Consider the following 20709-nt stretch of genomic DNA (forward strand, 5'->3'; position numbering starts at 1 on the left):
CGTCGCCGCCACTGGTGAACCACGACTTACTTTGAGGCCGAAGCCAGGTCAAACGGCGGCGGGGAGGCTAGCCCGCCAGCACCAGCGCGCCCTCGGGGTAGCGGCTGCCCATGAAGTCCACGAAGGCCTTCACCTTCGGGCTGGCCAGGCGCCGGGAGGTGTGCAGCACCCACAGCTCGACCTCCTTGCCATCCAGGCTGCCCCACTGCAGCAGTCCGCCGTCATTGACTTGCTGCCCGACGATGGACCGCGGCACCAGCGCGGCACCGGCGCCTGCCAGCGCGGCGTCCCTGAGCATCAGCATCGACGTGAGCCTGAGCACCGGCACGGGCTCGATCAGCAAGCGGCCCTCGTCGACAGACCAGGTCTCGCCGTCCCGATAGGCGCTGACGACGGCGGGCACGCGCACGGCCGCAGCGCCAGGTGCGGGCCTGGCGATGGACGGCGCGGCGACGACCACGAGGCGGTCCTTCGCGAAACAGCGGCCCACCAGCGCCGTGTCCACCCGCGGGTTGGGACGGATGGCGACGTCGAACTGCTCGTCGACGAGATCGACGACCCGGTCCTCCGCCACCACCTCCAGCGTGACGTCGGGATAGAGCCGGCGGAACTCCGCGCACAGCCGCCCCATCGCCAGCTGTGAAAACAGGATGGGCGCCGCCACGCGCAGGCGCCCGGCCACCTTGCCGCTGCCTTCCCGCGCCGCGCCGATGGCATCGGCCACCTCGTGCATGGGGCCTTCGGTGCGGCTGAGCAGCAGCTGACCGGCCTCGGTCAGCTCCAGACCCTTGCCGCCGCGTTCGATGAGGCGAACGCCCAGTTGCTCCTCCAGGTCGGCCACCCGCCTGGACAGCGTGGCCTTGGAGCGCCGGCTGGCCCGGCTGGCTCGGCCAAAGCCACCGTGGGTGGCCACGAGGTTGAAGTCGGTCAGGGCGTTCAGGTCCATATCGTCTCGATTCGAAGACACATTGTCCTGATTTTGGCGTCTGTGTTTATGGATTGCAACGATCTATCTTTCGTCCAAGCCAAGCGAAACGAACGCGCGGCCCCTGATCCCTCCCCTCAACCCGTTTTCAAGAGAGTCCATCATGAGCATCCTCGTCATCGGTTCCACCGGCACCGTCGGTTCCCTCGTCGTCCAAGGTCTGGCCAAGCAAGGCGCCCAGGTCAAGGCGATGGTCCGCCGCACCGGCACTCTGTCCCTGCCCGCCGGCGTCGACGGCGTCGTCGCCGACCTCGGCGACGTGAACTCCCTGCGCCTGGCGATGAGCGGCGTGCGCACGCTGTTCCTGCTGAACGCCCTCGCTCCCGACGAGGTCACGCAGTCGCTGCAGGCGCTCAGCGTCGCCCGCGAAGCCGGCATCCAGCGCATCGTCTACCTTTCGGTCATCCACGCCGATCTCTACACCGACGTGCCCCACTTCACCGGCAAGCACACGGTGGAGCGCATGATCGAAAGCCTGGACCTGCCGGCGACGATCCTGCGGCCGGCCTATTTCATGCAGAACGACGCCGCCATCCAGTCGGTCATCGAAGGGTATGGCGTCTTCCCGATGCCCATCGGCGCCAAGGGCTGCGCCATGGTGGATGTGCGCGACATCGCCGACATCGCCGTGGCCGAGCTGCTGCGTCGCGACCGCTCAGCCGAGCCCCTGCCCCGCCTGACGCTGGAAGTGGCCGGCAACGAGGTCTTCACCGGCGAGGCGGCTGCCGCCGTCTGGGCCCAGGCGCTGAATCGCGAGATCCGCTACGGCGGCGACGACGTGCAGGCCTTCGAGGCCCAACTGACAGCACAGCACGTGCCCGCCTGGATGGCCTACGACCTGCGCCTGATGATGAGCCGCATCCAGCAGCTCGGCCAGATTCCCGCCGCCGGCGCCACCCGCACGCTGGAAAAGATCCTGGGCCGCCCGCTGCGGACCTACCAGGCCTTCGTGGCCGAGCGGGTCAAGGCCGCCTGATCTCCTGCGGCTAGGGCGAGGGCGTAACGCGCAGCATCAACACGCCGTGAGGCTTCACGCTGCCGCCGACCTCGCCCGACGCGCCGCGGGTCTTCTTGCCCGACCACAAGTCGTGGACCTCAGCCTTGATGCGCGGCGCGAGGTCCAGCTGCTCCCACGTCACCTTGATGTCGGCCGCGGTTTCGCCGCGGTTGAACAGCACCGCCGCGCGTTCGCCACCGGCCAAGGTGCGCACCCAGACTTCCAGGTTGCCCTGACGCCAGACGCGCCGGCCCTGCCGGCCTAGCGGGTCCTGGTCGACCCTGATGACCTCGGCGTTGGTCAGGATGCGGCGGGTGTCCGCATCCATCTTGGCCATGTCGTTGCCCGCCACCAGCGGCGCAGCCAGCATGGCCCAGATCGAGAAATGGCTCTCGTACTCGGTCGTCGTCATGCCGCCGTTGCCGACCTCGAGCATGTCGGGGTCGTTCCAGCCGTTGGGCGCGGCGTCGGCCCACAGGTCGGCATTCATGTCGATGATGTCCAGCAGGCCGTGCGACCACTCCTTCTTGCCCTTCCAGGCATCCCAGATGTCGCCGGTCGTGCGCCACAGATGGCCGACGGGATGGGCCCAGCGGCCCGGCTGGCTGCCGCCCCATTCGCAGATGGACAGCACGATGTCACGGCCCGATTCGCGCAGCGCCTTGGCCATGATGGTGTAGGCCGCCTCGGGGTTGCGCGGGCCGGTGTAGCACCAGTCGTACTTCAGCCAGTCCACGCCCCATTTGGCGTATTGGCGCGCGTCCTGGAACTCGTGGCCGGCACTGCCCGGGCGGCCGCCGCAGGTTGCAGCACCGGCATCGGAATAAAGGCCGAACTTCAGGCCCTTGGAGTGGACATAGTCGGCCAGCGCCTTGATGCCGCTCGGGAAGCGCTCGGGGTCGGCCTGGATGTTGCCGTCCGCATCGCGGCTCTTTTGCCAGCAGTCATCGATGACGATGTAGCGGTAGCCCGCGTCCTTCATGCCGGAGGCGACCATCGCGTCCGCCTGTTCGCGGATCAGCTTCTCGCTGACGTTGCAGGCGAACTTGTTCCACGAGTTCCAGCCCATCGGCGGCGTCGGCGCGAGGTTGGGCTTGCGGGCGTCGAGCTTGAGGGTTTCGTGCGGGGCGGCCACCGCGCCAGCCGCTGCGACGCAGGCCGACACGGCCAGCAATACGCGGCGCAACCAGGTTGAGGTCATGAAAAATCTCCGTTGGTGTTAGACGGTGCCGCGGCGGGCTTCCAGTTCGGCGCGGATCTCGTTCATGCGCTGCTCGGTCAGGAAGTAGCGTGACACGACGACCAGCGCGATCAGCAGGCCCACAATGGGGATGCTCGAGAGGCAGAGACGGATCAGAAAAATGGCGTCTTCGCCCTGGACGGGCAGCTTGGCGTTGAAGCCCGTGAAGGCCAGCACCCAGCCCGAGGCGCTGTTGCCAAGGGCCAGGCCGACCTTGGAGATCCAGGATCCGCAGGCGGCGAACGAACCTTCACGGCGCTGGCCGCTGGAGAGTTCGTCGTGGTCGATGACGTCGGCCATGGCCGAGCCGTAGATCGTCCAGAAGCCGGCGCCGATGAAGGCCACGCCGCCGCTGGCGAACAGCTGCAGCCAGGGCAGCTGCGGGTTGTAGAAGAACCAGTCGCCGATGAAGGCGGCGATGCCCAGCCAGAGCACGGTCATCAGCGCGTTGCGCTTTCCCCAGCGCCTGGCCACCCAGCCCGCGAAGGCGATGCCGACCAGGCCGCTGATGAGGCCGGCCACGCCCATCAGCGAGTTCCACTTCGTGGCCTCCACGACGTTGCCGCCGCAGACGTAGTAAACGGTGGCGTAGTAGCCCAGCAGGCCCACCATGGCCGTTGCCATGTTGTAGGTCAGCATGGTGCCGAGCATCAGCCGGAAGGGCTTGTTCTTCAGCGTGCGGTAGAGGGTGTCCTTGAAGGGCACGCGCTGACGGCTCTGGGCGACGAAGCTCTCGTAATAGCGCTCGCGCGTCAGCGAGAAAATCACAATGGCCAGCACCACCAGGATGCCGCCCAGGATGGCGGTGTAGACCTGGGCACCCAGCAGGATGTCGGGCTTACCGCTGGCGTCGTGGAAGAAGTAAAGCGTCGTGAACTGCGCAGCGACGAACATGCCCAGCTCGGGAATCTTCTGGATCGCGTTCTTGATGGACATCACGCGCGTGCGCTCGTGGTAGCCCGGCGTCAGCTCGGCAGCTAGGCTGTTCCAGGGCATCGCGAAGCAGCTCATGACCGGCGCGTAGAGGCAGGTCGAGACGAGGAGGAAGATGAAGTACTCGGTATCACTCCAGCCCCGCCCGACGGCAAACAGCAGCGGCAGACCGATGCCCGTCAGGATGCCGCCGACCAGGATGAAGGGGCGCCGGCGCCCCCAGCGGCTGCGGGTGTTGTCGGAGATCCAGCCGAACGTCGCGTCGGACACCGCGTCCGCAAAGATCTTGATGCCCATGGCCATCGAGATCAGCTGCGGCGCCACACCCAGGCCGATGTTGAAGACGTGGAAGACCAGGGACTGGTAGAGCCAGTGGCCCCACATGTCGTGGAAGGAGCCGAGGCCGAAGCCGATCTTCTGCGGCACGGGCACGTGGTCGGCCGCAAGTGTGGCCGCCGGCGGCGCGGAGGCGGACGGGCGCTGCACGGGCGGCATGGCGGCCCCTTCGGGATCGGCGATCAAGACTGTCTCCTTCGCCTGGCACTGAGCGAGGCGGTATTTTAGTAAACAGCCCTATTTTCGTTCGTCGATCACACAAACGAAAGGCGGTGCAACTACCTAGGCAGCCCTCTAGACAGCTGCGGTCTTGCGCTTGGCCTTGCGCGGCGCAGCCTCGGCGTCAGGCGCCGCGACGAAACGCGAACTCTCGCGCACGACCAGCTCCACCGGCAGCGACGCGTCATTGGGCGCAATATCGCCCTCGATGAGCGCCCGCGCGGCGACGTTACCCAGCGCCTCCTTGTCCATCTTCACCGTCGACAGTGGCGGCTTGTTGCGTGCGGCCTCCTCGATATCGTCGTAGCCGATGAAGCGGATGTCCTCCGGCACCCGCAGGCCTCGCTCAAGGCAGACCTCGATGGCGAACATGGCCGTCGAGTCGTTGTACGCGAAGACCGCGTCCGGGGGGTTGGGCAGGGCCAGCAGGCGGCTCATCGCATCACGACCGGCGTCGCCGTATTCCAGCGCCGGGTCCAGCGTGACTTCGTAGTCGGGGTCGAACAGGCGGCCAGCCTCGAACAAGGCGCGACGGAAGCCCTTGGCGCGCAGCGACGTCGAGTAATGCGCCAGCGGCCCGAATATGGCGGCGATGCGCTGGGATTGGCCTTCCAGCAGATGGCGAGTCGCCAGCCACGCGCCAAGCTGGTTGTCGTCATTGACGCAGCGCACACCAGGGTAGAAGTGATCCACCAGCACCAGCGGCAGTTCGCAGCGGCGGATGGACTCCATCGCCTCGGGGTCGAAATAGCCGGCACCCAGCAGTGCCTCGGCCTCGTGGCGGCGCACCTGGCCGGCCACGTCGTCGCCCGCCAGCACCGACATGATGCTCAGCGGCACGCCCGCCTCGCGGCAGGCCGTCTCTGCGCCATGCAGCACATAGGAATAGAAGGGGTTGTTGGCCAGCGAGCCGAGGCTGCGGCTGTACAGGAAGAGCATGCGGCGTGGCTTGCCGGTGCGCAGTTTGCCAACGTCGTAACCCATCTGTTGGGCCACGCCGAGCACCTGGGCGCGGGTCTGCTCGGACAGGCCGGGCTGGCCCTTCAGTGCGCGCGACACCGTGCCGATGGACACGCCTGCGGCCTCGGCCAATTCGCGAATCGTCACTGCCTTGTCGGCCATCACCCGAGCTCCCGCTGTTGTTTAGCACCGCCGCACCGGGCGCGATTGTGTCATCGGCACCCCAGCGCCCCCGGGTACACCCTGGATCGGGGGCAAAACCTAGTTTGAGGATTGTTCACTAAACAATCGGTGTTGCATAGAATATTTCCAAACTACGCACCGAGCGCCGCTGAGATGCCCTTCTGCCCCATTGCCGTCCTCGGCGAAGCCCTGGTCGACGAATTCCATGACGGGCCCGTCGCAGGCGGCGCACCCTTCAACGTGGCACGCTCGCTCGCGGCCGTGGGTGCACCGGCCCTGTTCATCAGCCGCATCGGAGTGGACGACGACAACGGCCGCCTCGTGCTCGACAGCGCACGTGCCTACGGCCTGGACAGCGCAGGCGTGCAGCGCGACCCGCGGCATGCCACCGGCCGTGTCAGCGTGCACGAGGGCGCGGGCGGCCACCGCTTCGAGATCCATGGCGACGCCGCCTGGGACCATATCGACGCCGCAGCCGCCCTGCCGCATCTGACCGAGGCCGCCCCGGCGTGGCTCTATTTCGGCAGCCTCGCCCAGCGTGAACCGCAGTCCCGCTCGGCCTTGCGCGCCCTCGCCAAGCCCTTCACCGGCACTCGCTTCCTGGACTTGAATCTGCGGGCCGGCGCCGAAACCCGATTGCTGGCCGCCGAGTCGCTGATGCTGGCCGACTGGGTCAAGGTCAACGACGAGGAACTGGCCCAGTTGGCCGGCTGGTTCGATGCCGCCGCACCGGACGACGCCGGCCGGGCCAGCGCATTGATGGCACGCTTTGCGCTGCAGCGCCTGGTGCTGACCTGCGGCGCCAGAGGCTGGCGCTTCTACGCGCCGGGCGGCGTGCTGCTGGCACAGGGGGCTGGCGTCATCCAGCCGCACATGGTCGACACCGTCGGCGCCGGCGATGCCTTCACCGCACTGCTGCTGGCCGGCCTGTCGCTGGGCCGTGACCTGACCGCCACGCTGGCCCTGGCCAATCGCTACGCCTCCTTCATCTGCGGCGTGCGGGGCCCGCTGCCCGCTGAACCCCTTGCCCTGCAACCCTGGCGCACCGCCTTGCATGCGCTGCCGACCTCTGCCTGAACGACTGCCCGACATGGACCTGACTCCGCCTCCCACCTCCCTGGCCGACCTTGTCGCGCCGCCGCAGGGCTCGCCCATGCGCCGCCCCGGCTTCATCTTCGGCGCCGGCACGTCGTCCTATCAGATCGAGGGCGCGGCACACGAGGACGGTCGCCTCGAATCCATCTGGGACCGCTTTTGCGCGACGCCCGGCAAGGTGCTGCGCGGTGAGAACGGCGACGTGGCATGCGACCACTACCACCGCTTCGAGGAAGACCTGGACATCCTGAAGCGCCTGGGCGTGGATGCCTACCGCTTCTCCATCGCCTGGCCTCGCGTGATGGACGCGGCCGGCCGGCCGAATGCAAAGGGCATCGACTTCTACAAGCGCCTGCTCGACGGCCTGGCCGAACGCGGCATCCGCGCCTTCGTCACGCTGTATCACTGGGACCTGCCCCAGCACCTCGAAGACCGCGGCGGCTGGCTGAACCGCGAGACCGCCTACCGCTTTGCCGACTACGCCGACCTGATGAGCCGCGAACTCGGCGGCGGCCGCGTGGCGGCCTGGACGACGCACAACGAGCCTTGGTGCTCGGCCTATCTCGGTTACGGCGACGGGCACCACGCGCCCGGCCTCAAGTCCAACCGCTGGGCCGCCCAGGCCATGCACCATCTGCTGCTGGGTCACGGCCTGGCGTTGCCCATCCTGCGCGCCAACGACCCTGCGGCCTTGCACGGCATCGTCGCCAACTGCGCGCCGGGCTATGCCGACACCGACACAGCCGAAGACCGCGACGCCGCTTCGCTGTTCGAGACCTACCAGAACCGCTGGGTGCTGGACCCGCTGCTCAAGGGCGAATACCCGGCCGACCTGTGGCGGCTGTGGAAGGGCTGCGAGCCCCTGGTGCTGCCCGGCGACATGGACCTCATCAAGCAGCCCATCGACTACCTGGGCATCAACTTCTACAGCCGCGCCGTGCTGCGCTCCAAGGGCCCCGACACCATCGACTGGGTGCGCCACCCCGAGGTCGAGCGCACGACCATGGACTGGGAGGTCTATCCGCAAGGCTTGCAGGACCTGTTTGAAGCCTTCAAGCGCGACTACGCCAACCTGCCGCCCCTCTACATCACCGAAAACGGCATGTCGAGCGACGACCAGGTCAGCGCCGGCGAGGTCGACGACCTGCAACGCCAGGCCTATATCAAGGCGCATTTCGCGGCATGCTCCCGGGCCATGGACAACGGCGTGGATGTGCACGGCTATTTCATCTGGTCGCTGTTGGACAACTTCGAATGGGCCTTCGGCTACGAGCGCCGCTTCGGCCTCGTGCATGTGGACTTCGAGACCCAGCAGCGCACGCTCAAGCGCAGCGCGCTGGCGTATGCGGACTTCCTGCGGAAACGCGCTGGGCGCTAAAACTCAGCTCGCACTGACGAGGCGGTCGAGATAAGCCGCGTGGTCTGGCATGCCGTCCACCGTCCGGGCTACGGCAGTGTGCAGACGCTGGAAGTGCTCCCTCAGCGTCACCTCGTTCACCTGCTTCAACAGTGGGTCCAGGCCCTCGGGCTTCAGGCCCAGGCCGAGGTAGAGCGAGTACCACGAGTCCTCGCCGAAGCTGTCGCGGTCCAGGATGACGACGCGACCGTTGCGTCGAAAGGTTTCGATCTGGTGCGCCAGCGTGTCGGGGATGGGCATGGCCGCGCAGTAGCGCCAGAACTCGCTGTCGTCACGCTGCGTCTGCTTGTAATGCAGGATGATGAAGTCACGGATGGACTCGTACTGCCGCGTCATGCGGCGGTTGTATTCGTCCACCAGATGCGGTTCGCACTTGCGGTCGGGGAATAGCTCCACCAGGCTGCTGATGCCATGGATGACGAGCGACAGGCTGGTGGACTCCAGCGGCTCCAGGAAACCCGACGACAGGCCCACCGCGACGACGTTCTTCTCCCAGATGCGCTTGCGCATGCCAGTCTTGAAGCGCAGCTGGCGCGGCTCGCCCTGGGGCGCGCCGTCGAGGTTGCTCATCAGCACGCGGCCGGCTGCCTCGTCGCTGATGTAGCTGCTGCAGTAGACATGGCCATTGCCGGTGCGGTGCTGCAGCGGGATGCGCCACTGCCAGCCCGCGCTGCGTGCCGTGGACGTGGTGTACGGCGTCAGCGGCGGCACCCGGGAGGGCGACGGGCCGCCCCTAGCCTGCCCGTCCCCCTCGGCGGGCAGCAGCTGCGCAGCGGCTGCGTGGGGGCTGGCGTGACTGCAGGGCACGGCTTGGGCGCTGTCGCAGGGCAGCCAGTGCGTCCAGTCGTGATACCCGGCCTTCATGACGCCCTCGATCAGCAGCGCGCGAAAGCCCGAGCAGTCGACGAAGAGATCGCCCTCGATGCGCCGGCCGTCGGCCAGCGTCACGGCGGTCACGAAGCCGTCGCCGGGGCGCAGCGACACGTCGACGATGGTGCCCTCCTCGCGCTTCACGCCGCGCGCCATCGCGTACTCGCGCAGGAAAGCCGCGTAAAGGCCGGCGTCGAAATGGAAGGCGTAGGAGTAGGAATTGGCGGCCGACGGCGGCCCACCCTCCGGCGGCACGAAGCGGTTGCGCTGCGCCATCACCGCCGCGGTGGACCACTCCTCGTAGCTGGGCATGGCGCCCGCGCGGTCGAGCCTCAGCCAATGCGCCACCGACGAGCGGTTGACAATGGGCGGCCCGAAGCCGCCGAAGCCGTGGAAGAAGCGGTTGCCGACGTGACCCCAGTCCTTGAACTCGATGCCCAGCTTGAAACTTGCCTGGGTCCTGCGCATGAACTCGGCGTTGTCGAGCTCCAGCGCGTCGTTGTAGTAGCGGATGCTGGGCAGCGTGGCCTCGCCCACGCCCACGGTGCCGATCTCGGGTGACTCGATCAGCACGATCTCGCAACCGACCGGGTTGGCCGGACCGCCCGGCAGCGTGCCGAACACCTGGCTGAGCGGCGCGGCAGCCATCCAGCCGGCGCTGCCGCCGCCGACGATGACGATGCGGCGAATGGCTTGGTCGTTCATGGCTTGACTGCCTCCATGGCTGGGGCACGGACGTGCCGATCGATGAAGGCGCCGTGGTCAGGCATGCCGTCCACGGTCTGCGAGATGGCCGCGCGAAGTCGCTGGAAGTGCGCGCGTAGCGCTTGTTCGTCCACCTGTCGCAGCAACGGGTCGTGGCGCTCCGGCCAGCAGCCGAGGCCCAGGAACAGCGACACCCAGGAAGGCTCGGCGAAGCTGTCCGGGTCGAGGATGGCGACACGGCCACTGCGGCGGAAGAGTTCGATCTGGTGGCTCAAAGCGTCCGGGATCGACATGGCCGCGCAGTAGCGCCAGAACTCGCTGTCGTCGCGCTTCGTCAGCTTGTAGTGCAGCACGATGAAGTCGCGGATGGACTCGTATTGCTGCGTCATGCGGCGGTTGTATTCGTCGGCGAGGTAGCGGTCGCAGCGCTTGTCGGGGAAGAGTTCGATCAGGCGACCGACGCCATCCATGATGAGCTGGATGCTGGTGGATTCCAGCGGCTCCAGGAAGCCCGACGACAGGCCGATGGCGACGACGTTCTTGTCCCAGGCCTTCTTGCGCATGCCGGTCTTGAAGCGCAGCTGGCGCGGGTCGGACTGGGGCGCGCCGTCCAGGTTCTGCATCAGCATCTGCCCGGCGGCCTCGTCGCTCATGTAGCCGCTGCAGTAGACATGACCGTTGCCGGTGCGGTGCTGCAGCGGGATGCGCCACTGCCAGCCGGCGCTGCGCGCCGTGGACGTGGTGTAGGGCGTCAGCGGCTGCACCTTGTCGCAGGGCACGGCCTGGGCACTGTCGCAGGGCAGCCAGTGCGTCCAGTCGTGATACCCGGCTTTCATGACACCCTCGATCAGCAGCGCGCGAAAGCCCGAGCAGTCGATGAAGAGATCGCCTTCGATGCGCCGGCCGTCGGCCAGGGTCACGGCGGTCACGAAGCCGTCGCCGGGGCGCAGCGACACGTCGACGATGGTGCCCTCCTCGCGCTTGACGCCACGCTCCATCGCGTACTCGCGCAGGAAAGCCGCGTACAGGCCGGCGTCGAAGTGAAAAGCGTAGGAATAGGCATTGGCCGCCGACGGCAGATCGCCCTCGGGCGGCACGAAGCGGTTGCGCTGCGCCATCACGGTGGCGGTCGACCATTCCTCGTGGCTGTCCATGCCGCCCTGTTGGTGCAGCCTGAGCCAGTGCATCACCGATGAGCGGTTGAAGACGGCCGGCCCGAACTCGCCGAAGCCGTGGAAGAACCGGTTGCCGAGGTGCCCCCAGTCCTTGAACTCGATGCCCAGCTTGAAACTCGCCTGCGTCTTGCGGATGAACTCCACGTTGTCCAGCTGCAGCGTGCGGTTGTAGAAGCGGATGGTGGGGAGCGTGGCCTCGCCCACGCCCACGGTGCCGATCTCGGGCGACTCGATCAGCACGATCTCGCAGCTGGCCGCGTGCTCGCCTCGGCCCATCAACTGGCCCAGCGGCGCCGCGGTCATCCACCCGGCCGTACCGCCGCCCACGATCACGATGCGGCGGATGGCTTGGTCGTCACGCATGCTGTCAATCTCCTCTTGGCGCCCGGGAGCGCCGGTGGCCCTGGGCGTTGATGTGTTGTCTCACGACGCTACCCCAAAAAAAAGGCCCGGCGCGGGAGCGCCAGGCCTGTCTGGAGCCGGGACAAACCCGGCCGTTCGATCAGAAGGTGTAGCGCGCCGTCATGGTGTAGCGCGGACCCGACGCGAACCAGGTGCGCCCCATCAAGCCGACGTGCTGCTGCATGAGCTGCTTGTAGATCGAGTCGGTCAGGTTCTGACCTTCCAGACCCAGTTGCAGGCTCTCGGTGACCTTGTAGTGCACACCGACATCGAGCTGGCCGTAGTTGTCCGTCCAGATCGGCAGGCCCAACGGCATGTTGTTGCGGCCTTGTTGCGGGCTATCCGGGTTGCCGTTCAAGCCGTTCGTCTGGTTCGGGCCGGTGTTGTCGGGGAAGGCGACACCGTTGAGGTACTTGCCGCGCCAGGCATAGGCCACGCGCGCCGAGAACGGACCATGGTCATACAGCAGTGCCAGGTTGAACGCCTTGCGCGACAGGTTGGGCAGCGGCATGTCCCCGTAGGACTGGCCGTTGGTGTCGCAACCGTTGACGAACAGGTTCAGGTTGGTGCCGTCCGCATTGCTGCTGCACCAGGCCGCACCCACCGAGTTGTAGCGCGTCTGGCGGCTGTCCACATACGTGGCGTTGGCCTGCACACCCAGGCCAGCGAGCAAGCCCGGCAGCCCATTGAAATAGTGCTGCACCGCGACCTCCACGCCGCGTGCCCAACCCTTGGCTCCGTTGACCTTGGTCGAGTAGGCGAAGTCGTAGGACTTGCCCGTCGTGTCGGCCGCCGTCGCCACGCCTGTCTGGTTGACGATCACATCCTTGAGCCGCTTGTTGAAGGCGGCCACCGTGATGGAACTGGCGCGGTCGATGTACCACTCACCGGACAGGTCGAACTGATCCGACTTGACCGGCTTGAGGATCGGGTTGCCCAGCGCCGAGCCGACGTTGCGCAGATCGTCGACGAAGATCGTGCGCGACGAGTCTGCATTGACCACCGTACGCGTCTGTGCTGCACCCGCCGTCAGCTGCAGGTTGGGCTGCAGGTCGCTGAAGTCAGGCCGCGCCACCGCCTTGGCATAGGCAAAGCGCAACTGCATCTGTTCGTTGGCCTTCCAGCGCAGGTTCAAGCTCGGCAACACATTGACATATTTGTTTTCAACGACGACCGGCGTCAGGAACGGCGTGAACGTCGGGATGGGACGGCTGAGATTCGGAGCCGTTGCCGCAGCTGTCGAGTTGAAAACCAGCGTCTGGTACCCGGTGGTGTCGTACTTGGTTTCCACCACGCGCAGACCGACGTTGCCGTCGATCGGCACGCCGTGCTCTTCCAGGCCGAAGCGCAGTTGGGCGTAGGCCGTCTTGGTGTTCTCGTGCTGCTTGTTGCTGTTGGGCGAGTTCTCACCGAAGTCCGCCGGCTGCCAGGACACCGGGCAGGCCGCAGCATTCGGGCCCTGCAGCTGCCGCCGGTACTCGGTACACAGGGTGTCGTAGTAGCTGTGCAGCGTTGCGTAGGACTCCGGGTAGTTCGACGCGACGGCCATCTTCGGCAGCACCAGCGACGCCACCGAGTTCTTGCCGTTCATGAAGTTGTTGAAGTTCTTGACCTGGGTCTCGCCTCCAAAGCGAGACAGGTAGGCCAGGCTTCTGATCGGGTGCCAATCCCAGGACTGGTCCCGGGCGCCGGCATCAAACTCGGCCGACTGCCAGCTCTGCGTGACGGCCTTCCAGTTGTAGCCGGGGTTGCTGACGACGTTGTTCGTGTCACGGTCCGTCAGGCGCAGGCCGACGCGCAGGTCGTGCAGCACCGGATGGTCGAACACATAGCGAATGTCGCCCTTCCACGCCTTCTGGGTCGCCCGGCTCCTGTCCAGGTGCTCCATCGTGAAACCCCAGTAGTACTTGGAGGGGTCTTGCAGGAAGGCCTTGTCCGTGTCATCCAGGATCAGCCGCGGCATGTTCCCCGACAGGTCCACGGTTTCCTTCGGCATGTTGATGCCGGTGGCCACGGTGGAGTCGAAGTTGCTCGTGGTGGACTCGATGAACTGGAAGTCGTTGGACACGCGCAGAGCGGGAGTCGGCGTCCAGACCAGGTTGAAGGTGGTTTCCTTCGTGAGCGAATTGCGCTTGGAGAAGCGCGTGTTCGCGTTGAAGGGAATGCCGCCGTGTCCCGGGTCCGTGATCGTGCCGGTCTGCAGGGCCCCGCTGGGACCCCATTTCGCGTCTGCCGCCACGATCGAGGTGTACGGATCGGCCTGGCTGTCGATCGAGCTTTCGTCCCAGAAGTTGTTGTACTTGGAACTGAAATGCGTCAGCGAAGCCGCCAGGGTGTCGTTTTTCCACTGGCCGGCGATATAGGTGCCCTGGCGCGTGCGATCGAACTCGAGCGAGCGCCAGCCCACGGCCTTCGGGAACCAATGGTTGCCGGGCAGCGGCTCGTAATAAGTGTTGTTGTCGGCGTCCGTCTTGGTCGATTTCTGAACGGTTTGGAAATACGGGTCGACGAACATGCCGTCGGTGCGCGTGGCGCTTTCCGAGTGGGCCACGTCGATCAACAGGCCGAGCTTGCCGATGTCGGTGTTCCAGGTGTTGGACAGCAGCGCCGAGACCGAAGGCTTCCTCTTGTTGCCGAGCTGGTTGTTGGTGATTGAAACGCTGACCCCGGCCTTGAAGCCGTTGTAGTCGAACGGCAGCGCCGTGCGCAGGTTCACCAGGCCGCCGATGGCGCCTTCGATCTGCTCGGCCGAGGGGTTCTTGTAGACGTCCACACCGGCCATCAGTTCGGGCGGCACGTCCTCGAAGCTAAGGCCGCGGCCGCCGTTGGCCGAGAAGGTCTCCCGGCCGTTCAGTTGCGACGACACATAGGTCAGGCCGCGGATGATCACGCCCGAGCCTTCGGCCGAGAAGCGCCCCGGATCGCCGCGAGCCATCACTCGGTCCATCGTCACGCCGACGATGCGCTGCAGCACTTCGCTGACGGAGCGGTCCGGAAGCTTGCCAATGTCGTCGGCGACGATGGAGTCAACGATCTCGTCAGAGTTCTGCTTGATCTTCTGAGCTGACTGCAACGCGGCGCGCTGCCCCGACACAACGACTGTCTCCAATGCTTGTGGCGCATTTGCGGCCGGGGCTGACGCTGGCGTGTTCTGCGCCAGCGCCGGTGTGGCTGCCCAAACCAGCGCCTGTACGGCCGCCAGGGACAGCGTTGTCCTCTTGAAATGTCTCATCCTCTTTGCTCCTCTTCGGTGGGAAACACTCAGCCCCTGAAGGCCTCGTGCCGGTCCTGCTGGTTTCTATGCCGCAGGTATTTGGTAACGCTAACGATGTCCAAAAAATCGGACATCCGGACTACAAGGGATAGGGGATATACGCATGGCTCCTGCATTCAACCCTCCTTTCTCCGTAGATGGATGTGCTGTGCTGGCAGCTCGAGTGCCACGGTTTCCAAGGATGTCGGTAGCGCCATCCTTGAGCCAACGAGGCGCTCGGCGCCAGGCACCAGATCGATGAAGTTGTCCGCCAGATCCAGGCCCGGGTGCTGGAGCCAAAGGCCTTTGACAGGTCGGTCGCAGCTCAGCCGCAAGGCCTGGCCCTCGGCCTCGATGGCGATGCGCGCGCCGGCCAGGCGGTAGAACTTGAAGGGCTCGGTCCACGCGCAATCCCGCGCCAGCTCGCGGTCGTCCGTACCAAAGGCACACAGCTCGGCAACGACGGGCTCGTCAAAGCCCGGCAGAGGCTGGGTCATCTCGACGCTGGTCGACGCTGGAACCGCTTGCAAGACGCGGGTGCTGGCAAGCTGGCGCCCGTCCATCGTGAACAGGCGCAGCTGAAGCGCCAGTTCACGGGGCTGAGCCTCGCCGTTCATGACGGACAGCCGCGCCTGCCCTGCCTCCAGCCGCACGGCCACGGCCAGCGGCGCCAAGGCACGACGCACGGCGTGCCAGGCGGGCTTGACGGTGCCCGATGAGTCGATGAGGGCCCAGCTCGTCACCGGCCAGCAGTCGTTGAGCTGCCAGACCAGGGCGCCGCCCACGGCGCGCGCGCCAGGCCGCTGCCAGCGGCGGCGGAAGTCCTGGTAGGCCACCCGCATGGCCTCGGCCTGCACGAATTGCGTTGCGTAGACGTGATCCGCCAGCGTGCCGCCCACGCGCAAGTTGTCGGCCAGATAGACCGACAGGCGCCGATGCCCGTCCGGCCCCGCTGCCGAGCCGGCCTTGTTGTGCCACTGCACCGTGCGGCTCTCCGGGAAGCGCTCGGCTTTGGGCAGCACCGATTCAAATAGCGCCAGCGAGGGATGCGACTGCATGCCGAATTCGCTGACGAAGCGCGCCTGCACGTCGCCATAGCGTTGGTAGGGCAGCATCTGCTGGTGCCAGACCTCCCAGCTGTGGCGGTCACCCACGGTCGCGTCGGAGGACTTGACGCCATCGCCTGGCGTGAAAGGACTGCCCGGCCAGTAGACGGTGTCCGGGTCCAGCGCCGCGCAGACCTCCGGCAGCAAGCCCTCGTAGATCGCCCGCGCCTCGAAGCGTTCGGCCGGCACGCCCGGGCCGGCCAGGCCGACGGACTCGGCCAGCATGTAGTCCTCGTTGTTGCCACACCAAAGCGCCATGCAGGCGTGGTGGCGCAGGCGCTTCACGGCGCTTTCAGCCTCCGCGCGCACGCTGGCCAGGTAGTCAGCGTTGGCGGGGTAGAGGCCACAGGCGAACAGGAAGTCCTGCCAGACCAGCAGGCCGAGTTCGTCGCAGGCCTCGTAGAAAGCCTCGTGCTCATAGACGCCGCCGCCCCACACGCGCAGCATGTTCATGTTGGCGGCGGCCGCCTGGGCCACGCGTTCGCGGTAGCGCGCCGGCGTGATGCGCTCCAGCAGGTTGTCGTCGGGAATCCAGTTCGCGCCGCCGGCGAAGAAGGCCTGGCCGTTGACCTCGAAATGAAAGCTGCTGCCCGCCTCGCCTTCGACGGGCGCCTGCACCAGGCGCAGTGTGCGCAGGCCAATGCGGCGCCTGTCCTGCGCTACGACCTGATCGCCGTCCAGCAACTGGGCCACCAGCGTGTACAGCGGTTGCCCGCCCAGCCCGCGCGGCCACCACAGCTGGGCCTGGCTGACATTCAGCGTCGCACACGCCGCATCGGCTGGCACGACCTGGCGGGCCACGCTGCGGCCGTCGGCGTCCAGCAGTTCGAAGGCGCAGCGCAAGCCAGCGGCACCGGCGGGCCGCGCCGAGACCTGCAGCGTCGCGCGCCGCCCGGCCACGTCCACCTCGCTGCGGCAATGCAGATCGTCCAGGCGCGCCGACCAGCTATGCCGGCGCACGGCGCGCCAAGGGCCGCTGACGAGCAGCTCGGGGCCCCAGTCCCAGCCAAAGTGGTACTGCGCCTTGCGGGCATGCAGACGGGCGCTGTCGCCGTTCCAGAGCTGGCGCTTGCCATGCACGGCCTCCACCTCGCGGGCTCGGCGCAGCGGCGGCTCAAAGCACAGCAGCAGTTCGTTGCGGCCGGGCTGCAGGCGCCGGCGCACGTCGACACGACGCGGCACGAACATGTTGTCCGATGCCAGCAGCTTTTCGCCGTTGAGCCAGACGCTGCAATAGGTGTCCAGGCCCTCGAAGACCAGGTCCTCGTGGTCGGCCAGTGCGCCGGCCTCGAAGTCCAGCCGCCACGCCCAGCGGCGCTCGCCGACCCAGCGCACTTCGGCCTCATTCATGCCGTAGAAAGGATCGGGGATGCGACCGGCCGCCAGCAGCGCGCCATGGGCCGTGCCGGGCACGGCGGCCGGCAGCCAGTCATCGGCGGGCAGCGCCGACAGCGCCGGCCCGCTCAGGCCCTCGGGCGCCTCGGCCAGCAGCCAGCCGTCGTGCAGATTGATCAGTCGTTCAGGGCTCACGTGTTGGAGTCGTTGCGGTTGCGTTGCACATCAGCCCGCGGCGGGAGACCCCTGGGCCGACCGGCACGCATCGCCGATCCGCCCCTGCGCCGCGCCTCAATGCGGCTGCGGCCTGTCTCCAGCTTCGCCACAAGCAAAGCTAAACATTGTTTTGTTGCGCATTCTGTTTCTCTACGACAAAGCGAGCACTCGGGGATATTCCTGATGTTTTCTGGAAGAGACAGTCAACACAGACGCTCAACCGACGCACATAATCCTCGCCGTTTAGTAAACAACAAAGAGACATGATGGCCCGCCGGCCATGCGTTCCCGCAATGAAAGCCCTGCTCACCCAGGCGGCGCTGGTCCTCGGTCTCGCGGCCGGCGCGCCGCTCGCCCATGCCGCTCGCCTGGTCATCTGGATGGTGGGCGACGACAAGACACCCCAGGTGATGCAGCCGGCGGTCGCCGCCTTCCGCGCCGCCCACCCGGATGTCGCCGTGGAAGTGCGCGACGTGCCTTGGGCCGACGCCATGACCAAGTACTCCGCGGCGCTGGCCAGCCGGCGCGGGCCCGATCTCGTCACCGGCAGCACCTCCTACGCGATTGCGTTGGGCGCCAAGGGCGCGCTGGTCGACCTGAACCAGGCGGCGCCCGACCTGGCCCGCCAGCTTGAACAGCACGCCAACCCTGGTGCGCTGCGCGCCATCCGCCGCCCGGACGGCCGGCTCTACGGCGCCCCCTTCGACATGCATGTGCAGCTGCAGTACTACCGCAGCGATCTGGCTACCGGGGCGCCGGCCGACTGGGAGGGCTTCATCACCGCCGCCCGCACGCTGCGCGCCCAGGGCCACGGCTTTGCGCAGCAGTGGGGCAACACCAGCTGGCTGGGCTTCTATCCCTATCTGCGCCAGGCTGGCGGCACGGTCTACGACGCGCGATGCCAGCGCGCCGTCATCGACAGCCCGCAGGCCGTGCGTGCCCTGACCTACTACGCACGCCTGTACCGCGAGCTGCAGGCGCCCACCGACGGCTGGCCCGATGCCGACGGTGGCCTGGAGAGCGGCGCCTACGGGCTGATGCAGTCCGGCACCTGGCTGCTGTCGCGCATGGACATGGTGCACAAGGGCCTGGTCGGCAAATGGGCGGCGGCGCCGCTGCCTGTCGGGCCGACGGGCAAGCGCACCGCCGTGCTGGGCGGCACGGTGCTGGCCATCACGCGCTTCTCGCCCAACCGCGCGCTGGCGCTGGACTTCATGCGCACCGTCTACCAGCCCGAGGTCACGCGGCGCATGGCCGAGGCGGCGCTGGCCTACGGCGGCATGTGGCTGCCGTCCGGCCGGCAGGACCAGATCGCCAGCCTGCCCCTGCCCAACCGCGAGGCGCTGCTGACGCAGCTCGCCGACGCCGAGGGCCCGCCGCCCTGCCCCGCGTGGATGCGCCAGGACTACATCGTCACGCGCGCCGTGCAGCGCGTCGTGCTGGCCGGCGGCGACCCGCAGGCGGAGCTGAGCCGCGCCGCCGCCGTCATGAACCGCGCGCTGGCGGCCTTGGAAGCGCAACCATGATCTGGCGCCGCCATGGCCGCGACATCCTGCTCGTCGCGCCCTTCTTCGCCCTGTTCGGCCTGTTCGGCGTCTGGCCCGTGTTGCGCTCCGCCTGGCTGAGCTTCACCGACTACCACGCCACCGACGCGCCGAACTGGATCGGCCTGCGCAACTACGCAGAGCTCTTCGCCGACGAACGGTTCTGGACGGCGCTCGCCAACACCGCCACCTACATGGCCTCGGTGTCGGTCATCGCCGTGCTGCTGGGCCTGCTGCTGGCACTAAGTTTCGGCAGCAACTCGCGCCTGCACCAGGCCGTGCGCGTGGCCTTCTTCCTGCCGGCCGTGGCCGGCGGCGTGGGCGCCATCTCGGCCTGGAAGTGGCTGGCCAACTCCGAGGCCTATGGCTTGTTCAACAGCATCCGCGCGGCCGTCGGCCTGGAGCCGGCGCGCTTCCTCGGCGACCCGCAATGGACGATGCCCGTGCTCGTGCTCGTCGGCGTGTGGTCGGTGCTGGGCTACAACCTCGTCATCTTCGTCGCCGGCCTGCGCGCCATCCCCGAAGAGCTCTACCAGGCCGCGCGGCTGGACGGCGCCTCACGCTGGCAACAGCTGCTGCACATCACGCTGCCCAACCTGCGTCCCACGCTGGTCTACGTGAGCGTGACCGGCATGATCGCCAGCTTCCAGGTCTTCTACGAACCCTATCTTCTCTACGGCGCGGTCGAGACGCTGGGTGGCCCGCTGGACTCGGCGCTGATGCTGGTCACCTACCTGTTCGACCGGGGCTTTCGCCAGCTCGACCTCGGCCTGGCCTCGGCGGCCGCCTGGGTACTGACGACGCTGCTGTTCGGCCTGACCTGGTTGAACCTCAAGCTCGTGGGGCGCGAAAGATGAAGTGGCTTCGCCTGCCCCTGTGGCTGCTGGTGCCGGCCATGCTGCTGCCCTATTACTGGATGGCCATCGGCGCCTTCAAGAGCGTGGCCGAGCTGCTGCGCCAGCCGCCCACGCTGCTGCCCCAGGTCCCCACCACGCGCAACTTCTTCAACCCCGACTGGACGGGCACCACGGCCGACCCGGACAAGCTCGCCGGCATCCTGCAGGTGCAGGTCGAAGGCCATGGTTTCCTGCGCTTCTATGCCAACAGCCTGCTCGTGACCGTCGTCGTCACGGTCGTCAGCCTGCTGGCCGCGTCCCTCGTCGCCTTCGTGCTGACCAAGAAGCCCTTCCCCGGCAGCCGCTGGCTGTTCCGTGCGTTGCTGGTGTCGATGATGCTGCCCTGGGAGGTGACCATCGTGCCCAACTTCGTCACCGTGGCGCAGCTGGGCTGGATCAACACCTACGCCGCCCTGCTGGTGCCGGGCCTGGCTAAGGCCTTCGTCGTCTTCTATTTCCGCCAGGCCATGCTGAGCGTGCCCGACGAACTCATCAGCGCCGCCACGCTGGATGGCGCCGGCACGCTGCGCATCTGGTGGAGCGTCGTGCTGCCCATGCTGCGCCCGGCGCTCGCCGCCATCGCCATTCCCGTGGCGGTGGGCGAGTGGAACAACTTCCTGTGGCCGCTGCTCGTCGTCAACGACGCGGCCACGCTGACCCTACCGCTGCAACTCGGCAAGATGGCGGGCGACCTGAGCTTCAACCCGCAGTCGGCCGCGGTGCTGATGGCGGGCTCGCTGCTCGCGTCGCTGCCGGCCGTCGTGCTGTTCCTGATCTTCCAGAAGCAGTTCGTCGCCGGGCTGCAGGCCGGGGCCACCAAAGGTTGATATGAGGTCGCTGTT

General features: G+C 67.2%; 14 protein-coding genes. 6 read left to right on the forward strand and 8 right to left on the reverse strand.

All coding sequences use genetic code 11. The features are described 5' to 3' along the window. Positions 1–67 precede the first annotated feature (67 nt). Positions 68–946, reverse strand: a complete 879-nt coding sequence (locus ASC95_RS27255) for a LysR family transcriptional regulator (RefSeq protein WP_057300848.1) — start codon at positions 944–946, stop codon at positions 68–70. 142 nt (positions 947–1088) lie between these two features. Between ASC95_RS27255 and ASC95_RS27260 the strand changes: the two genes are divergently transcribed. Beyond that, on the forward strand, positions 1089–1961 hold the full coding sequence (locus ASC95_RS27260; RefSeq protein WP_057300849.1) for an SDR family oxidoreductase: 873 nt from the start codon (positions 1089–1091) through the stop codon (positions 1959–1961). A 10-nt stretch (positions 1962–1971) separates the two neighbouring features. On the opposite strand, the gene ASC95_RS27265 is transcribed toward ASC95_RS27260, so the two are convergent. The 3 genes from ASC95_RS27265 to ASC95_RS27275 form a co-directional block, all read right to left on the reverse strand. Continuing rightward, positions 1972–3183 carry a glycoside hydrolase family 27 protein gene (locus tag ASC95_RS27265; RefSeq protein WP_057300850.1) on the reverse strand — a complete coding sequence of 404 codons (1212 nt, stop codon included), beginning with the start codon at positions 3181–3183 and terminating at the stop codon, positions 1972–1974. Between the two features lie 18 nt (positions 3184–3201). Next, positions 3202–4677: an MFS transporter gene (locus ASC95_RS27270; RefSeq protein WP_057300851.1), complete on the reverse strand. Its 1476-nt coding sequence runs from the start codon at positions 4675–4677 to the stop codon at positions 3202–3204. A 108-nt stretch (positions 4678–4785) separates the two neighbouring features. Beyond that, a complete protein-coding gene (locus tag ASC95_RS27275; protein WP_057300852.1) occupies positions 4786–5832 on the reverse strand; it encodes a LacI family DNA-binding transcriptional regulator in 1047 nt (348 codons plus the stop codon). 174 nt (positions 5833–6006) lie between these two features. Here ASC95_RS27275 and ASC95_RS27280 point away from each other — a divergent pair, with 174 nt between their 5' ends. Next, a complete protein-coding gene (locus ASC95_RS27280; RefSeq protein WP_057300853.1) occupies positions 6007–6930 on the forward strand; it encodes a PfkB family carbohydrate kinase in 924 nt (307 codons plus the stop codon). A gap of 13 nt (positions 6931–6943) precedes the next feature. Continuing rightward, positions 6944–8326, forward strand: a complete 1383-nt coding sequence (locus tag ASC95_RS27285) for a GH1 family beta-glucosidase (protein ID WP_057300854.1) — start codon at positions 6944–6946, stop codon at positions 8324–8326. Between the two features lie 3 nt (positions 8327–8329). On the opposite strand, the gene ASC95_RS27290 is transcribed toward ASC95_RS27285, so the two are convergent. From ASC95_RS27290 to ASC95_RS27305, 4 genes are all read right to left on the reverse strand, one after another. Next, complete coding sequence (locus tag ASC95_RS27290) at positions 8330–9940, reverse strand: tryptophan halogenase family protein (protein WP_057300855.1); 1611 nt, start codon at positions 9938–9940, stop codon at positions 8330–8332. Then, positions 9937–11478: a tryptophan halogenase family protein gene (locus ASC95_RS27295; RefSeq protein WP_057300856.1), complete on the reverse strand. Its 1542-nt coding sequence runs from the start codon at positions 11476–11478 to the stop codon at positions 9937–9939. Before ASC95_RS27295 ends, ASC95_RS27290 begins: the two co-directional genes overlap by 4 nt. Positions 11479–11617: 139 nt before the next feature. Next, positions 11618–14749, reverse strand: a complete 3132-nt coding sequence (locus tag ASC95_RS27300; RefSeq protein ID WP_057300857.1) for a TonB-dependent receptor — start codon at positions 14747–14749, stop codon at positions 11618–11620. Between the two features lie 158 nt (positions 14750–14907). Then, positions 14908–17406 (reverse strand): hypothetical protein, encoded by a 2499-nt coding sequence (locus tag ASC95_RS27305; RefSeq protein ID WP_057300858.1) that lies wholly within the window; start codon positions 17404–17406, stop codon positions 14908–14910. A gap of 314 nt (positions 17407–17720) precedes the next feature. On the opposite strand from ASC95_RS27305, the gene ASC95_RS27310 reads away from it, so the two are divergent. From ASC95_RS27310 to ASC95_RS27320, 3 genes are read left to right on the forward strand one after another with little or no spacing between them, the layout of a single operon-like run. Then, entirely contained in the window at positions 17721–18953 is a 1233-nt protein-coding gene (locus ASC95_RS27310; protein WP_057300859.1) for an extracellular solute-binding protein, read from the forward strand. Beyond that, the gene (locus ASC95_RS27315; protein WP_057300860.1) at positions 18950–19828 is read left to right on the forward strand and encodes a carbohydrate ABC transporter permease; all 879 of its coding nucleotides are present in this window, start codon (positions 18950–18952) and stop codon (positions 19826–19828) included. Before ASC95_RS27310 ends, ASC95_RS27315 begins: the two co-directional genes overlap by 4 nt. Next, complete coding sequence (locus ASC95_RS27320; RefSeq protein WP_057300861.1) at positions 19825–20694, forward strand: carbohydrate ABC transporter permease; 870 nt, start codon at positions 19825–19827, stop codon at positions 20692–20694. Before ASC95_RS27315 ends, ASC95_RS27320 begins: the two co-directional genes overlap by 4 nt. The last annotated feature ends 15 nt before the right edge of the window (positions 20695–20709 follow it).

It is taken from the genome of Pelomonas sp. Root1217, from assembly GCF_001425705.1.
Taxonomy (GTDB): Bacteria; Pseudomonadota; Gammaproteobacteria; order Burkholderiales; family Burkholderiaceae_C; genus Pelomonas.

Coding starts and splice junctions, on each gene's coding strand:
- ASC95_RS27310 (WP_057300859.1), top strand. CDS start 17,721: ATGAAAGCCCTGCTCACCCAGGCGGCGCTGGTCCTCGGTCTCGCGGCC.
- ASC95_RS27300 (WP_057300857.1), bottom strand. CDS start 14,749: ATGAGACATTTCAAGAGGACAACGCTGTCCCTGGCGGCCGTACAGGCG.
- ASC95_RS27265 (WP_057300850.1), bottom strand. CDS start 3,183: ATGACCTCAACCTGGTTGCGCCGCGTATTGCTGGCCGTGTCGGCCTGC.
- ASC95_RS27295 (WP_057300856.1), bottom strand. CDS start 11,478: ATGCGTGACGACCAAGCCATCCGCCGCATCGTGATCGTGGGCGGCGGT.
- ASC95_RS27290 (WP_057300855.1), bottom strand. CDS start 9,940: ATGAACGACCAAGCCATTCGCCGCATCGTCATCGTCGGCGGCGGCAGC.
- ASC95_RS27280 (WP_057300853.1), top strand. CDS start 6,007: ATGCCCTTCTGCCCCATTGCCGTCCTCGGCGAAGCCCTGGTCGACGAA.
- ASC95_RS27275 (WP_057300852.1), bottom strand. CDS start 5,832: ATGGCCGACAAGGCAGTGACGATTCGCGAATTGGCCGAGGCCGCAGGC.
- ASC95_RS27320 (WP_057300861.1), top strand. CDS start 19,825: ATGAAGTGGCTTCGCCTGCCCCTGTGGCTGCTGGTGCCGGCCATGCTG.
- ASC95_RS27255 (WP_057300848.1), bottom strand. CDS start 946: ATGGACCTGAACGCCCTGACCGACTTCAACCTCGTGGCCACCCACGGT.
- ASC95_RS27260 (WP_057300849.1), top strand. CDS start 1,089: ATGAGCATCCTCGTCATCGGTTCCACCGGCACCGTCGGTTCCCTCGTC.
- ASC95_RS27315 (WP_057300860.1), top strand. CDS start 18,950: ATGATCTGGCGCCGCCATGGCCGCGACATCCTGCTCGTCGCGCCCTTC.
- ASC95_RS27285 (WP_057300854.1), top strand. CDS start 6,944: ATGGACCTGACTCCGCCTCCCACCTCCCTGGCCGACCTTGTCGCGCCG.